10 protein-coding genes are annotated in these 14,074 nt (G+C 72.9%); 2 read left to right on the top strand and 8 right to left on the bottom strand.

Annotation, left to right across the window (positions count from 1 at the left end):
* Positions 1–51 precede the first annotated feature (51 nt).
* Positions 52–2,220 (bottom strand): DUF362 domain-containing protein, encoded by a 2,169-nt coding sequence (locus tag WMF17_RS01415; protein ID WP_437647613.1) that lies wholly within the window; start codon positions 2,218–2,220, stop codon positions 52–54.
* A gap of 330 nt (positions 2,221–2,550) precedes the next feature.
* Between WMF17_RS01415 and WMF17_RS01420 the strand changes: the two genes are divergently transcribed.
* Positions 2,551–3,210 (top strand): hypothetical protein, encoded by a 660-nt coding sequence (locus WMF17_RS01420; RefSeq protein ID WP_437647614.1) that lies wholly within the window; start codon positions 2,551–2,553, stop codon positions 3,208–3,210.
* Positions 3,211–3,334: 124 nt separating this feature from the next.
* On the opposite strand, the gene WMF17_RS01425 is transcribed toward WMF17_RS01420, so the two are convergent.
* Positions 3,335–4,279 (bottom strand): hypothetical protein, encoded by a 945-nt coding sequence (locus WMF17_RS01425; protein ID WP_437647616.1) that lies wholly within the window; start codon positions 4,277–4,279, stop codon positions 3,335–3,337.
* Positions 4,280–4,830: 551 nt separating this feature from the next.
* Between WMF17_RS01425 and WMF17_RS01430 the strand changes: the two genes are divergently transcribed.
* Positions 4,831–7,986, top strand: a complete 3,156-nt coding sequence (locus WMF17_RS01430) for a cadherin-like beta sandwich domain-containing protein (RefSeq protein ID WP_437647618.1) — start codon at positions 4,831–4,833, stop codon at positions 7,984–7,986.
* A 40-nt stretch (positions 7,987–8,026) separates the two neighbouring features.
* Here the strand turns inward: WMF17_RS01430 and WMF17_RS01435 are convergent, their stop codons facing one another.
* The 6 genes from WMF17_RS01435 to cobM are packed head-to-tail and all read right to left on the bottom strand — an operon-like array spanning position 8,027 to position 13,967.
* A complete protein-coding gene (locus tag WMF17_RS01435; RefSeq protein ID WP_437647620.1) occupies positions 8,027–9,571 on the bottom strand; it encodes a cobyric acid synthase in 1,545 nt (514 codons plus the stop codon).
* Entirely contained in the window at positions 9,568–10,506 is a 939-nt protein-coding gene (cbiB, locus tag WMF17_RS01440) for an adenosylcobinamide-phosphate synthase CbiB (RefSeq protein WP_437647622.1), read from the bottom strand. Before cbiB ends, WMF17_RS01435 begins: the two co-directional genes overlap by 4 nt.
* Positions 10,503–11,087: a bifunctional adenosylcobinamide kinase/adenosylcobinamide-phosphate guanylyltransferase gene (gene cobU, locus WMF17_RS01445; protein ID WP_437647624.1), complete on the bottom strand. Its 585-nt coding sequence runs from the start codon at positions 11,085–11,087 to the stop codon at positions 10,503–10,505. The genes cbiB and cobU overlap by 4 nt, the downstream gene beginning before the upstream one ends.
* A complete protein-coding gene (locus WMF17_RS01450) occupies positions 11,084–12,610 on the bottom strand; it encodes a cobyrinate a,c-diamide synthase (RefSeq protein ID WP_437647626.1) in 1,527 nt (508 codons plus the stop codon). Before WMF17_RS01450 ends, cobU begins: the two co-directional genes overlap by 4 nt.
* The gene (gene cobO / locus WMF17_RS01455; RefSeq protein ID WP_437600169.1) at positions 12,610–13,179 is read right to left on the bottom strand and encodes a cob(I)yrinic acid a,c-diamide adenosyltransferase; all 570 of its coding nucleotides are present in this window, start codon (positions 13,177–13,179) and stop codon (positions 12,610–12,612) included. Before cobO ends, WMF17_RS01450 begins: the two co-directional genes overlap by 1 nt.
* Complete coding sequence (gene cobM / locus WMF17_RS01460) at positions 13,176–13,967, bottom strand: precorrin-4 C(11)-methyltransferase (RefSeq protein ID WP_437600170.1); 792 nt, start codon at positions 13,965–13,967, stop codon at positions 13,176–13,178. The genes cobO and cobM overlap by 4 nt, the downstream gene beginning before the upstream one ends.
* Between the last annotated feature and the right edge of the window lie 107 nt (positions 13,968–14,074).

Consider the following 14,074-nt stretch of genomic DNA (forward strand, 5'->3'; position numbering starts at 1 on the left):
GGCCGGCGACCGCCGCGATCGGCCGCCCGGCCGCTCCTCTCGGAGCTCGAGTCAGGGATCCAGCACGAGCACGCCGAACGCCTCGGGTACATGGAAGTCCGGCTTGGTCGTGCGGGGAGGGCTCCACGCGAGGTAGTGCCGCGGCCCCTTGCCCTCCATCCGGTAGAGGTTCATGGGCAGCCGCGCGTCCGGGGCGAGCGCCTTCACGATCCCCGGCGCCGCGATCCGCGCCTCGATGACGGCCGTGCGCTCGTCTGCGCTCTGGCTCGTCGCGATCGTCGCGCCGCTCGACCACGCCGTGTCTTCCAGGCGCGCATCGCGGTCGATCGCGATATCGAAGAAGTGACCGAACGGCCCGATCTCGACCTCGAAGTACCGCTTCGGCGCGCCCGGATCCGGCGTCAGGAACAGCTCGATACAGTCCTCCTTGTAAAGCCCCTTCCGCTCCTCGCCGACGGGCCTCGAGCGATCCGTGTTGAGCCCGGCGTTCGAGAGCTCGAAGAGCGCATGGAGCCCCGCCGTCGACCAGAGGAAGCGCGCCCGCGTGGGGAATCCGGTGCGCTGGCCGGCATAATCGGTGTCCCACTGCACGGCCTTCGCGCGGCTCCAGGCCGCGTCGTCCGCCTTCCCGTCGAGCACGATCGGCTCTCCCGGCGGCAGCCGCGGCGCGCGCGCCTCCGGCCTCGCCGGGGTCCCGCCGTCTTGCCCGCCCTCGGGTGCCCTCTGCGAGGCCGGCGGCGCGGGCTCTGGCCCCTTTGTGGACCCGCCGGGCAGGGGCGTTTGCCCGGGCTCCCAGTCGAGCCGGAAGGGCGCCATCGCCTTGTAGTGGACCGGCCTCGGGGTCTTCAGGAGATCGGCTCCGTCCCCCGTGATCGCCGTCGCCTCGAGGTCGAGCCCGAAGCGCTTCGCCGCCGCGTCGATGAGCGGCGATGTCCGGTGGCCGCCGAGCTCGCGCGCGAGCGCCGGGCTGTTCCAGACGCCGAGGAGCTCCGCCACCACCCGGTCGACCCGCACCGGGTTCGTGCCGCCGACCGCCACCCTCTCCGCGGTGGGGCGCAGGACCTGGAAGCCGTCTCCGCCCATCGCCGGCGCGCCGTCGCCGAGCACGGCGTCCGGCGTCGAGATCTCGAGCACGTCGACCATCCGCTCGGCGAAGACGCGGAGCGACGCGAGGTACAGGGCGCGGTCCTCCTGGCCGGCGGCCTTCGTGTCGAGGTACGTCTTGAGCTCCCGGTGCATCCTCCACTTCTGCTTGTAGGCAGGCGCGCTGTCCGACAGCATGACCGTGCCCTGCATGCCCTTGATGCCGGCCGAGATGACCGAGTACCTGTGCATCTTGAGCCGCGGGAGCGACAGGAAGAGCCCGCGGTCGAGGTGCTCGGCCAGCACCCTGGGCATGAGCAGCGTCGGGACGTGCGTCGCCTGGATTCCGCGGATGGCGAGGGGCTTTCCGGGCTTATCTCCGGCGACATCGAAGACCCCGTCGTCGTCCATCGCGACGAGCGCGGCGCCCTCCTCCGCGGCCATCGCTTCATAGCCGGTCCGCTGCACGAGGTCCTTCCAGAACTTGTGCGAGTGGCCGCAGCCCTCGGCGATCGTGATCTTCGTGTGCCCGCGCGCCTTGAGGCACTGGACGACGCCTCGAACGAACTCCGGCTGCGTGATGCGGCCGGTCACGCCGTCGTCGCCGTTCGACTTCGCCGGGTCCTTCACGCTGTCGAAGCCGCAGATATTCGGCTTGAGGAGCACCGGAGTCGCCGCGGGCCGCCTGGGCACCACCGCCTCGCAGATGCGCTTGCCGAGCTCCAGAGGCCCCTCGCCGCGGAGCACGGTGACGGGCGAGTCGTCGGCCTCGAGGCGCTCGATGTGCCGCTTCCTGAGGGCGGCGCCGTCGATGCTGTCCGACGCGATCACCGACGGGCCGGCCTCGTACCGCTGCGACGCGCCCGCGACCACGTCGCTCGACGCGCCCGGCGCGGCGGTGGGCACGGCCGGGTGCGCGGAGGCGGCGGCGAACGAGGAGGCGCTCGCCGCCGGCGCAGGCGCGGCGCTCGACGCCGGCGGCGGCGCGGCGGCGGGCCCGCCGTCGCCGGGCGCGCCGCCCGGCTGGCGTTGCCGGTCCCCGCAGCCCGCAAGGAGGGCGAGCAGCGCCGGCAGCGCCGCGAACGCGCAGGAATTCCGCCGTGCTCGACCGCCGTGGATCGTCCGTGTCCCGTTCATGCTCCCGAGCACGATGGAGCGAAACGGCGGCGAGGAGAAGGCAGAACGTCGAGGCGGCTCACGCCGCGCGGCGCGGTCGCCGGATGCGTGCCTGGAAGGGCGTGAGCGGGATGAAAGACGACATTCGCTCCGGCGACCCGCCCCGCTGGACGAGCGCAAGGTGGGAAGGGAACCGCCCCCCGGATGCGTACGAAGGACGAACCTCGATTCTTGTTGTCCGGAAGCCACGCCGCCGAGACGGCGTGAACAGAGGCTCCGCTCCCCTCAGGCATGACCTTCGACGCACTGTGCGCGGCAGAGCCTGGGGCTCTCTTTCCCCTGGAGGAACTCATGAAATCCAAGTCTCGTACGTGCTCGATCCTGCTCGTGGCATCCCTGCTTTCGCTGTCCGCGTGCGGCGACGACGGCGGCAGCAGCGAAGGAGGAGGCGCCTGCGGAGAAGTCGCGGCGTGCGGCGGCGATCCGACCGGATCGTGGACCATCGAGGAGACCTGCATCGACCCCTCGATGTTGGCGGAGCTCACCGGGAGCTGCGACGCGGAGGTCGATGTCAGCGGTCTCGAGATGGTCGGAACTGCCGAGTTCAGGTCCGACAGCACGTATGCCACGACATCCACGGTTCAAGGGCCGATGAAGATCGTGTTCCCGCCGTCGTGCCTCACCACGGAGGGCGTCACGGTCACGTGCGCGCAGCTCGACACGTTCCTGCAGCAGCTCCTGACGGAAGGCGACGCGCCCTTCGCATCGGCGTCGTGCGCGGCCGCGGGCGAGGGCTGCGCGTGCACCCTGATCATGGAGGAGACCACCACGACGGGGGCGGGCACCTGGTCGGCCTGGGGCGCCAGCCTCACGGTCGAGGCCGACGGCGAGGCGCCGGAAGAGGTGCCGTTCTGCGTGGAGGGGTCCTCGCTCACGATGGCCATCGACGCTGACGCGGGAGGCGACGCCTCGGGGAAGATCAAGAGCTACATGCGGCTCACGAAGCAGTGAGCCGCGGCGCGCGCGCGGGAGCCGCTCCAGACCGGCGATTGGCCCTCGCGCGCGACCGAACGACCCATGTTAGTATAATCATTGAACAAAGTCGGCGCGCGCGCGGATGGCTGGCGGCCTCCGATCACGCGGAGCACGCCTGCTGCGGCCGCGCGACGGAGAGCCCCGGGACGAGCGCCTCGATGCGCGCCCGCTGCCGCCGGGTCAGCTCCCCGAGCGCGCGGCCGATGGCGAGATCCTTCTGCTTCGCCTCCACGAGGACCACCACCTCGCGGCCGCCCGACGCCTCCTCGACCTCGTCGCAGAAGCGGAGCAGCCCGCGGCCGGTGATGTGCTGGGCGTGCGCCCCGGCCGGCTTGCCCTCCCATTGCTCGCTGTAATGGAGCTCCGGCAGCCGGTGTGCCGGCCAGGAGCGGAGCGCGGCGTCGAGCTCCGTCTCGCGGGGCGCGCTCCGCGGGTTCGCGGCCCAGTGAAGGCTGTCGAACACGATGGGCACCTCGCCTCGCGTGGCCTCGAGCAGCTCCGGCACCGTCCAGCAGCGCTCGTCGTTCTCCAGCGCGAGCCGCTCCTGCGCCGGCGGCGTGAGCCGGGCGATGCCCTCCCACAGCCGGGCGGCGGTGCCCTCGCGGTCCCCGTGAACGCCGCCGCCGTGCAGGGTGATCGAGCCCTGCGCGCCGAGCAGGTCCATGACCCAGCCCTGGTCGTCCATGACGGCGAGCGAGTTCAGCAGCACCTCCTCGCGCGGCGAGGAGAGCACCACGAACTGGCTCGGATGATTCGACAGGTGCACTCCGCCCCGCTCCGCTGCGAGGCGGACGGATCGCAGATCCGGCACCAGCATGCGCGCCCCCGGCGCGATGTCGAGCAGCGGGAAGAGATCGCTGGAGATGCGGTGCGCCGTGAGACCGAGGTCGAGCGAGTGCACCAGGGATCGGCGGACGTACTCGGCGTTGTATCTGTAGATCGGCGTCAGAGCGACCAGGCCCATCAGATAGCGTCCGAGCTGGGCGGTCTTCAACGAGGGCTCCGGCATTCCGAGCGACTGACAGATGTAGCCGAGTCGGATCATGTCGACAGGGTGTGTCGTCCACGACTCGCCGGCATCGGGATCACAGCGAATTAAATTCCAGGCTGTCCGCCGGTCGGGTCTGCGAGGCCGACCGCCTCGCGGATCTCGCGCGCGGCGGCGAGGCGGCCGCCCAGCGCCGCGAGCTCGAGGCGGAGATGGCGGCCGTGACCCGGCGCGCCATCCGGCGGCCGCCGCGCATCCACGGGGGCTGGGCGATCCTCCAGCGCGACGAGCCGCACCGGATCCACGGCCCGGTCGCGAGCGCGTGGACGCGCCGGCCCCCTGCCGGATCGTCCTGGCGGCCCACCGGGGCTACGCGCCGGGACCACGTGTGTCGTTCCTGTTGGCCCCGCCGCGCGCGAATCGTCTAGTCTCGACGACCGCTCCCTCTCCGAACGCGCGCGGCGCAGCGCCGCTTCACGCCGTGCTCGATCCGGAGTCGGAGCGCACCGGCCAGGCAGCACATCGAATCGTGGCCCTTCGTCCAGCGAAATCTTCTATTCCGACCGTGGTTCGAGCGACGGAGCCATCGCTTCACATCGAGGTTGACCATGCCCCACCTGCGGATCTTCTTGCTCGTCGGTCTCGCCTTCTTCCTCGCCGCTTGCACGAGCGAATCCCCCGGGACGACAAGCGGCGGGGCACCCCTGTGCGGGCCAGGGCAGTCCTTGTGCGGCGATGTGTGCGTCGACCTCGCCACCGATGTGGCGCACTGCGGGGCGTGCGACGTCGCCTGCCCGGAGGGGCAGCTCTGTGATGGGGCGGGGGAGTGCGCGCTGTCGTGCCAGAGCGGGCTTGTGGCGTGCGACGGGACGTGCATCGACCCGGACACCGACCGCGAGCATTGCGGCGCGAGCGGCGATTGCATCGGGAGCGACGCGGGCGTGACGTGCGCGTCCGGGGAGATCTGCAACGGCGCCGGGGAGTGCGCGCTGTCCTGTCAGAGCGGGCTTGTGGCGTGCGATGGGACGTGCATCGACCCGGACACCGACCGCGACCATTGCGGCGCGAGCAGCGATTGCATCGGGAGCGACGCGGGCGTGACGTGCGCGTCCGGGGAGATCTGCAACGGCGCGGGGCGGTGCGAGCTGTCGTGCCAGAGCGGGCTTGTCGCGTGCGACGGGACGTGCATCGACCCGGACACCGACCGCGACCATTGCGGCGCGAGCAGCGATTGCCGCGGCAGCGACGCCGGGATCGTGTGCGCGTCCGGGGAGATCTGCAACGGCGCGGGGCGGTGCGAGCTGTCGTGCCAGAGCGGGCTCGTGGCGTGCGACGGGACGTGCATCGACCCGGACACCGACCGCGACCATTGCGGGGCGAGCAGCGATTGCCGCGGCAGCGACGCCGGGATCGTGTGCGCGTCCGGGGAGATCTGCAACGGCGCGGGGCGGTGCGAGCTGTCGTGTCAGAGCGGGCTCGTGGCGTGCGACGGGACGTGCATCGACCCGGACACCGACCGCGACCATTGCGGGGCGAGCAGCGATTGCATCGGGAGCGACGCGGGCGTGACGTGCGCGTCCGGGGAGATCTGCAACGGCGCGGGGCGGTGCGAGCTGTCGTGCCAGAGCGGGCTCGTCGCGTGCGACGGGACGTGCATCGACCCGGACACCGACCGCGAGCATTGCGGCGCGAGCGGCGATTGCATCGAGAGCGACGCCGGGGTCGCGTGCGCGGTCGGGGAGATCTGCAACGGCGCGGGGCGGTGCGAGCTGTCGTGTCAGAGCGGGCTCGTGGCGTGCGGCGGGACGTGCATCGACCCGGACACCGACCGCGATCATTGCGGCGCGGCCGGCGACTGCAGCGGGAGCGACGCCGGCGCGGTCTGCGGCGCGGGCCAGATCTGCAGCGGCGGCGCGTGCGAGGCCTCCTGCGCGCCGCCCCTCGTGGCGTGCGGCGGGGCCTGCGTCGACCCGTCGGCCGACGAGACCTACTGTGGCGCGACCGGCGACTGCGCGGGGGCCAGCGCGGGCGCGACGTGCAGCGCGAGCGAGGCGTGCGTCGCTGGGGCCTGCGCGAGCACGGACTCGAGCCTCTCCGGCCTCTCGGTCTCCAGCGGGGCCCTGAGCCCGGCCTTCGATCCGGCGTCAGCGGTCTATGTCGTGTCCGTCGAGGAACGCATCGCCTCGATCACGGTGACGCCGACGGCGTCGGCCCCGGGCGCCGCGATCGAGGTCAACGGGACCCCCGTCGCCTCCGGGAGCGCCTCGTCGCCGATCGCGCTGATCGCGGGCGGTAGCACCGCGATCACCATCGAGGTGACCGCGCCGAGCGGGGACGTGACGACCTATGGCATGGTGGTCCTTCGCGGCGGGGTCGTCTCGGCGTACCTCAAGGCCTCCAACACGGATGCGCAGGATCAGTTCGGCTTCGCGGTCGCGCTCGACGGGAACACGCTTGCCGTGTCCGCGCTCGGGGAGGCGAGCGCCGCGACAGGGGTCGATGGAGACCAGACCGACAACTCGAAGACCAGCGGCGCAGTGTACGTGTTCGTGCGCGACGGCGGCTCCTGGGTCCAGCAGGCGTATCTGAAGCCGACCACCGCCGACGTGAACGACAACTTCGGTTACAGCCTCTCCCTGTCCGGGGACACCCTGGCGGTCTCCGCGCAGGGCGAGGACAGCAACGCCCGCGGCGTGGACGGCAACCAGGCGAACAACTCTTCGCCGAACGCCGGCGCGGTGTACATTTTCAGGCGCAGCGAAACGACGTGGTCCCAGGAGGCCTACATCAAGGCCTCCAACACGGATGCGCAGGATCAGTTCGGTTATGCGGTGACGCTCGAGGGAGACACCCTCGTCGTGGGCGCGCCTACCGAGGACAGCAATGCCATCGGCGTGAACGGCGGGCAGACGAACAACGGGGTGTCGCAGGCCGGAGCTGCCTATGTGTTCACGCGCAGCGGGACGACCTGGACCCAGCAGGCGTACCTGAAGGCGTCGAACACCGGCGCGGGCGACATGTTCGGCGCCAGCGTCGCCCTCTCCGGGGACACGCTCGCCGTGGGCGCGGCCGGCGAGGCGAGCGCCGCGACGGGCGTGAACGGCGCGCAGACGGACAACGCTGCTTCCGGGAGCGGCGCCGTCTACGTGTTCGTGCGCAGCGGGGCGACGTGGACCCAGCAGGCGTACCTGAAGGCGTCGAACACCGGCGCGGGCGACGCGTTCGGCGCCAGCGTCGCGATCTCCGCGCATTCTCTCGCCGTGGGCGCGACCGGCGAGGCGAGCGCTGCGACGGGCGTGAACGGCGCGCAGGCGGACGACAGCGCCCCCGGGAGCGGCGCCGTCTATGTGTTCACGCGCAGCGGGACGAGCTGGTCGCAGCAGGCCTATCTCAAGGCGTCCAACACCGAGAGCGGCGACGCGTTCGGGTCTGCAGTCTCGATCGACAACGATTTCCTCGTCGCGGGCGCGCCCGGCGAGGACAGCAGCTCCACGGAGTGGGGCTGGCTCGAGTCGGACAACGGCGCTCCCGGGAGCGGGGCAGCGTACCTGTTCGAGCGCTCCGGCGGCGCCTGGGCGCAGGACGCGTACATCAAGGCGGCGAACACCGGGGCGTCGGACGCCTTCGGGGCGCGCCTCGACCTGCACGGCACGACGCTCGTCGTCGCCGCGACCGGGGAGGACAGCAGCGCCACGGGCGTCGACGGCGACGGGGCGAACGACGCGGCGGCCGGCAGCGGCGCTTGCTACAGCGCCAGCTGGTAGCCAACGGCGAGCGTTTGGCGTGAGCGGAGAGCCGCGCCGCTCAGCGCCGGTCGAGCCCCACGATCCGATCGAGCAGCGCCCGATCGAGGCTCGCCTCGACCGCCGTGGCGAGCCGGTCGTACTCCTCGTGACGGCTCGGGATCGCCGCCTCCCCCGCGGGCGCGGGGAGCCCCCGCCGCCCGCGCAGCGCCGCGAGGAGCGACCGCCTGAGCCCGTCGTTCTCGAAGAGCCCGTGGATCATCGTGCCCACCACCGCGCCGTCCGTCGATACGGCCCCATCGAGCGCCGCATCGGCCCTGCCGCTCCTCGACCCGATCGCGAACGCCGCGCGCGCGCCGCCCACCCGCTCCACCCGGCCCATGTGGATCTCGTAGCCGGTCAGCTCTCCCTCTCCCGCGCTCGCCGCGTCCCCCGCGCCCAGGAACGAATCGCCCGCGAGCCGCGCCCGCACCTGCGCCGTCGTCTTGGTCCGCTCGAACCGCGTCCACACGTCGAGCAGCCCCAGGCCCCGCGCCGCCGGCTCGGCCGACTCGACGCCTTCCGGATCCTCGATCGCCCCGCCGAGCATCTGGCAGCCGCCGCAGATCCCGAGCGTCCACCCGCCTTGCCGGGCGCGCGCCGCGACCGCCTCCGCGAGGCCGCTCGCGCGCAGCCACGCGAGGTCGGCCATCGTGCTCTTCGTCCCGGGGAGCACCACGAGATCCGCCCCGCCGATCTCGTCCGGCCGCTCGATGAACCGCACAACGACGTCCCGCTCGTGCTCCAGCGGCTCCACGTCGTCGTAATTCGATATCCGCGGCAGCCCGACCACCGCGATGTCGATCTGCCCCGGCCCCGCCGCCCCTCGCCGCCGCCGGCCCTCCAGCGACACCGAGTCCTCGTCCGCGATCCGCAGGTGCTTCAGATAAGGTACCACGCCGAGCACCGGGACGCCCGTCCGCGCCGTGAGCATCTCGAGCCCCGGCTCGAGCAGCTTGATGTCGCCGCGGAACTTGTTGATCACGAACGCCGCCACCCGCGCGCGCTCGTCGGGCTCGAGCAGCGCCATCGTCCCCACGAGCGCCGCGAACACCCCGCCGCGATCGATGTCGCCGGCGAGGAGCACCGGCGCGTCGGCGACGCGCGCGACGTGCATGTTCACGATGTCGCGGTCCTTCAGGTTGATCTCCGCGGGGCTGCCCGCCCCCTCGATCACCACGACGTCGTGCGCCTCCCGGAGCCGCCCCAGCGAGCGGGCGATGATGTCCTTGAGCTCCCCGCGATAAGCGAAGTAGTCGCGCGCGTGCAGGCTCCCGAGCGGCTTGCCGAGGACGACCACCTGCGAGCGCGAGTCCCCCTCCGGCTTGAGCAGGACCGGGTTCATGTCGACCGTCGGCGCCACGCGCGCCGCCTCGGCCTGCACCGCCTGCGCCCGGCCGATCTCGCCGCCGTCCAGGGTCGCGAACGAGTTCAGCGCCATGTTCTGCGACTTGAACGGCGCGACCCTGAGCCCCCGCCGCTGGAACATCCGGCAGAGCGCCGTGCAGAGGAGGCTCTTGCCGACCGAGGACGCGGTGCCCTGCACCATCACCGTGAGCGCTGTCATCGCCAAAGCCCCTGTCCGAAGGATGTCGCCGCGAGCGCGGCCGCCGCGAGCCCGGCGAAGAGCAGCGCCGCGAGCACGACGATGCGGCAGGCCTCGTCGATGAGCTCCCTCCGGAGCGGCTCTGCCGCGTCGCCGAGGCGATAATGGCCGCGCTTCTCGAGCGCGACCCGGAGCAGCCCCGCCATCGCCGCCATCGGCCGGCCGGCGTTCGGGCTCTCGGTGCGGCCGCCGTCGCGGAGCAGCACGGCGAGGCCGCGGCGCGCGTCGGCGCCGCGGAGCCAGCCGGCGGCGAGGAGCAGGAGCGCGGTGAGGCGCGCGGGCACGAAGTTCAGCGCGTCGTCGAGCCGCGCCGACGCCTTGCCGAGGTACTCGTAGCGTCCGTGGTAGCCGATCATCGCGTCGAGGGTGTTCACCGCGCGGTAGAAGAGCGCGCCCGGCAGCCCGAAGAGGGCGAAATAGAAGAGCGGCGCGACGAAGCTGTCCGACGCGTTCTCGGCGACCGACTCGATCGACGCGGCGACAAGCGCGGGCTCGTCGAGCTCCGACGGGTCGCGGCTGCAGAGGCTCCGCAGGGCGCCGCGGGCCGCGGGGACGTCGCCGGCCGCGAGCGCGTCGCGCACGCCGAAGGCCGCGTCGCGGAGCGCGCGCAGGGCGAAGGTCGGCTTCAGAAGGAGCCCTGACAAAGCGACGCAGACGACCGGGTGCGGGGCGATCAGCGCGGCGAGCCCGGCGCCCAGGGCCGCGAACAGGCACGGGACGGCGAGGGCCATGAGCGCGCCGAAGAGGAGCTCGGCCACGCGGCCGGACCGCGGCGCGCGGCGCTTCAGCGCCTGGATCGCGGAGCCCATCCACACGACCGGGTGGACGACGGCCGGGGGCTCGCCGCAGGCGAGGTCGAGCGCGACCGCCACGAGCACCGCGGCGGCGGCGGTCATCGCCCGTCCTCGCCCATGACGGCGACCGGGCCGGGGCGCAGGCGCAGGATGGCGCCCATCACGGCCACGTAGAGCTCGCTGGCCGACCGGTTGAGCCGCTGGTGCGCGCGTCCGGCGAGGTCGCGGAAGGCCCGGCCGAGCCGGCTCTCGGGGACGATGCCCATGCCCACCTCGTTCGACACGAGGACGACGTGGGGCGCCGCCGACTCGACGGCGGCGGCGAGATCCTCGACGCGCGCCTCGATGCGATCGAGCTCGCGGCCCTCGGTCTCGTCGCGGAGCAGCAGGTTCGACAGCCAGAGGGTGAGGCAGTCGACGACGACGACGTCGACGCCGGTGAGCGCGGCGATGCGCTCGGGGAGCGCGACCGGCTCCTCGAGGGTGGTGAACTCGTCGCCCCGCTCGCGGGCGTGGGCGGCGATGCGCGCCCGCATCTCGTCGTCGAACGGCTCGGCGGTCGCGATGAAGGCGCGGCGCTCGCCGAGCGAGCGCGCGAGGGACAGCGCGAACGCGCTCTTGCCGGAGCGCACGCCGCCGCCGACGAGGGCGATCCGCCGCGGCGCCGCGCGCACGCCGCTCATCGCCCCTGCTCCTTCCGGTGCGCGGCGGCGCTCGCCACGAGCCCCTCGGGCACGAGCGGGTTCGAGGCCCAGTGCGCGTGGACGTAGGAGGCGAGGACGCGCTGCGCCCAGTACCCCTCGCGCGCGACCTGGCCGCCGCGCCGGCGCCGCACGGAGTAGGCGTGCTCGATCGGCGAGGGCGCCTGCGCGGCGGGCGAGGGCGCCGGCGCCTGCGCGGCGGGCGCGGGCGGCGGTTCGGGCGATGCCGGCGCCTGCGCGGGCTGCGTGGGGCGGAGCTCGGAGTAGCGGAACTGGTGCCCGCGGAAGCGGAGCCCGGCGCCGCCCAGGATCGTGCGCGCCTGCGTCTCGACCTCGACGTAGCCGAGCGCCTGCAGCTTCTCGCACATCACGGCCTCCGCCGGCACGAGCCCGACCATGGGGTGCGCGCGCCCGTCCAGCGTGCGGATCGCCTCGGTCAGGTACATGAGCCCGCCGCACTCGGCGTAGATCGGGCCCCCGCGGCCGGCGAACGCGCGGATCTCGGCGCGCAGGGCGGCGTTCTCGGTCAGGCGCTCCGCGTGCGCCTCGGGGTAGCCGCCGCCCAGGTAGAGCGCGTCGACGTCGGGCAAGCGCGCGTCGCGGATCGGTGAGAACCGCACGAGCTCGGCCCCCGCGGCCTCGAGGCGGCGCAGGTTGTCCGCGTAGTAGAAGTGGAAGGCCTCGTCGAACGCCACGCCGAGGCGAACCCGCCGCTGTTGCGCCCCGCCGCTCGCTCCTGTCACGGCTCCGCCCGCTGCTCTCCCGGGCGCAGCCGCCGCCGCCGGCGCGGCCGCCTCCGCCGTCTGCGGCAAGGGCGGCGCCCCGCGCGCGATCTCGAGCAGCGCGTCGAGCCCGATCCACGCCTCGGCCTGCGCGCCCCAGTGGTCGAAGCGCTCCTCCGGGAGCGCGGCCTCGTCGGCCGTGCGCAGGCCGAGGTGGCGCTCGGGGAAGCTCTGCGCCTCGTCCCGCGGCAGGCCGCCGAGCACGGGCGGCGAGCGCTGCGCCTGTCGAAGAATGTCGAGGTGCCCCCGGCTGCCGACCTGGTTGCACACGACCGCGGCGACGCGGAGCCCCGGATCGAAGCCCGCGAAGCCCTGCACCAGCGCCGCGATGCTGCGGGCCATCCCGGACGCGTCGACCACGAGCGCGACCGGCGCCTCGAGCCACTTCGCGATCTCGGCCGTCGAGCCCTCTTCCCCGGTCGGGCTCGCCCCGTCGAACAGCCCCATCACCCCCTCGATCAGCGCCACATCGGCGCCCGCGGCCTCCGCGGCGAACGTCGACAGGACCGCCTCCCGGCCCATCATCCAGCCGTCGAGGTTGTGCGACGTCCCGGCGACGGCGCGCGCGTGGTACGTCGGATCCAGGTAGTCGGGGCCGCACTTGAACAGGGCGACCCGCAGGCCGCGGGCGCGGAGCGCGCGCGCGATCGCGACCGTGGTGGTCGTCTTCCCGACGCCGCTCGCCGTGCCGGCCACGACGAGCCGGGGGATGGCCAGGCTCATCAGAAATCGACTCCGATCTGGGCCTTCGCCCCCTGCTCGAACGGGTGCTTCACCGACCGCATCTCCGTCACCAGATCGGCGAGCGCGACGAGCGCGTCGGGGGCGTTCCTGCCGGTGATCACCACGTGCACGTGCGCGGGCCTCCCGCGCAGCGCCGTGAGGAGCTCGTCCTCCGCGATGAAGCCGTAGTGCAGCGCATACGTGATCTCGTCGAGCACGACGATGTCCTGCTCGCCGCTGCCGATGAGCGCCGCGGCCTCCTGGAAGGCCGCGCGCGCCGCCGCCTTGTCGCGCGAGAGGTCGTCGCTCTCCCAGGTGAAGCCGCGCCCCATCACGAGGAAGGTGAGGCCGGGGAGCGTCTCGGCGAACAGGCGCTCTCCCGTCTTCCACTTCCCCTTGATGAACTGCACGACGGCGACGCGCATGCCCCGGCCGAGCGCCCGGAACACCATCCCGAGCGCGGCCGTCGTCTTGCCCTTGCCGTGGCCGGTATAGACGATGACGAGCCCTCTTCGACCAGCCGCCGCGGCGCCCGCCGCGCCCGCCCCGGCGCCTCCCTCCGCGCTCACGAGCCCTCCTCCGCCGGGCGCGGAGAGCGCGGCCTCTCGGCCTTGCGGAACCTGTGGCTGAACTCGGGATCATAGAGCCGCGAGTCGGCGAAGTCCGTGGACGTGAGCACCCGGCCGACCAGGATCATCGATTGTGTCTTGATCCCCTCGGCCCGCACCTTCTCCCGGATGTCGGCGAGCGTGCCAGTCACGATCTTCTGATCGGGGCAGCTCGCCTTGTGCACCACCGCGACCGGGCAATCGGCGCCGTAGGAAGGGATGAGCGCCGCGGTCACGTCCTTGAGCAGGGTGATGCTCAGGAAGAGGCAGAGCGTCGCCTTGTGGCGCGCGAGCTCCTCGAGCCGCTCGGCCGGCGGCACCGGCGTGCGCCCCTCGGCGCGCGTCAGGATCACGGTCTGCGAGAGCTCCGGGAGCGTGAGCTCGCGCCCGAGCGCCGCCGCCGCCGCCGTGAACGACGAGACGCCCGGGATGATATCGTAGGAAATCCCGAGCTCATCCATCCGGCGCATCTGCTCGGCGGTCGACCCGAACAGGACCGGATCGCCGGTGTGCACGCGCGCCACGTCGTGGCCCGCCTCCTTCGCCTCGACGAAGACCGCCACGATCTGGTCGAGGGTCATGCCGGAGGAGTCGATGACCCGGGCGTCCGGCCGCGCGCTGGCCACGATCTCCCGCGGGACGAGGGAGCCCGTGTACATGACGACAGGGCAGCGGGCGACGAGCTCGGCGCCGCGGACCGTGATGAGCCCGGGGTCGCCTGGGCCCGCGCCGATGATGTAGACGCGCATGGGGGTTCTCTCCTCGTTTCGTGCGCCGGCCATCCTGCCGGGGAGCGCTGGCGCGCGAAGCTAGAGCGGTCGTGAAGCGAACGCCAGGGATCCATTCCTCCTCCAGG

The sequence above is a fragment of the Sorangium sp. So ce362 genome (genome assembly GCF_051519845.1).
In the GTDB taxonomy this organism is placed as follows: Bacteria; Myxococcota_A; Polyangia; order Polyangiales; family Polyangiaceae; genus Sorangium.

Bases quoted from the DNA above. Each gene is read 5' to 3' on its own strand.
- WMF17_RS01415 (WP_437647613.1), bottom strand. From the start codon at position 2,220: ATGAACGGGACACGGACGATCCACGGCGGTCGAGCACGGCGGAATTCC.
- WMF17_RS01430 (WP_437647618.1), top strand. From the start codon at position 4,831: ATGCCCCACCTGCGGATCTTCTTGCTCGTCGGTCTCGCCTTCTTCCTC.
- WMF17_RS01425 (WP_437647616.1), bottom strand. From the start codon at position 4,279: ATGATCCGACTCGGCTACATCTGTCAGTCGCTCGGAATGCCGGAGCCC.
- cbiB (WP_437647622.1), bottom strand. From the start codon at position 10,506: ATGACCGCCGCCGCCGCGGTGCTCGTGGCGGTCGCGCTCGACCTCGCC.
- cobM (WP_437600170.1), bottom strand. From the start codon at position 13,967: ATGCGCGTCTACATCATCGGCGCGGGCCCAGGCGACCCCGGGCTCATC.
- cobU (WP_437647624.1), bottom strand. From the start codon at position 11,087: ATGAGCGGCGTGCGCGCGGCGCCGCGGCGGATCGCCCTCGTCGGCGGC.
- WMF17_RS01435 (WP_437647620.1), bottom strand. From the start codon at position 9,571: ATGACAGCGCTCACGGTGATGGTGCAGGGCACCGCGTCCTCGGTCGGC.
- WMF17_RS01450 (WP_437647626.1), bottom strand. From the start codon at position 12,610: ATGAGCCTGGCCATCCCCCGGCTCGTCGTGGCCGGCACGGCGAGCGGC.
- WMF17_RS01420 (WP_437647614.1), top strand. From the start codon at position 2,551: ATGAAATCCAAGTCTCGTACGTGCTCGATCCTGCTCGTGGCATCCCTG.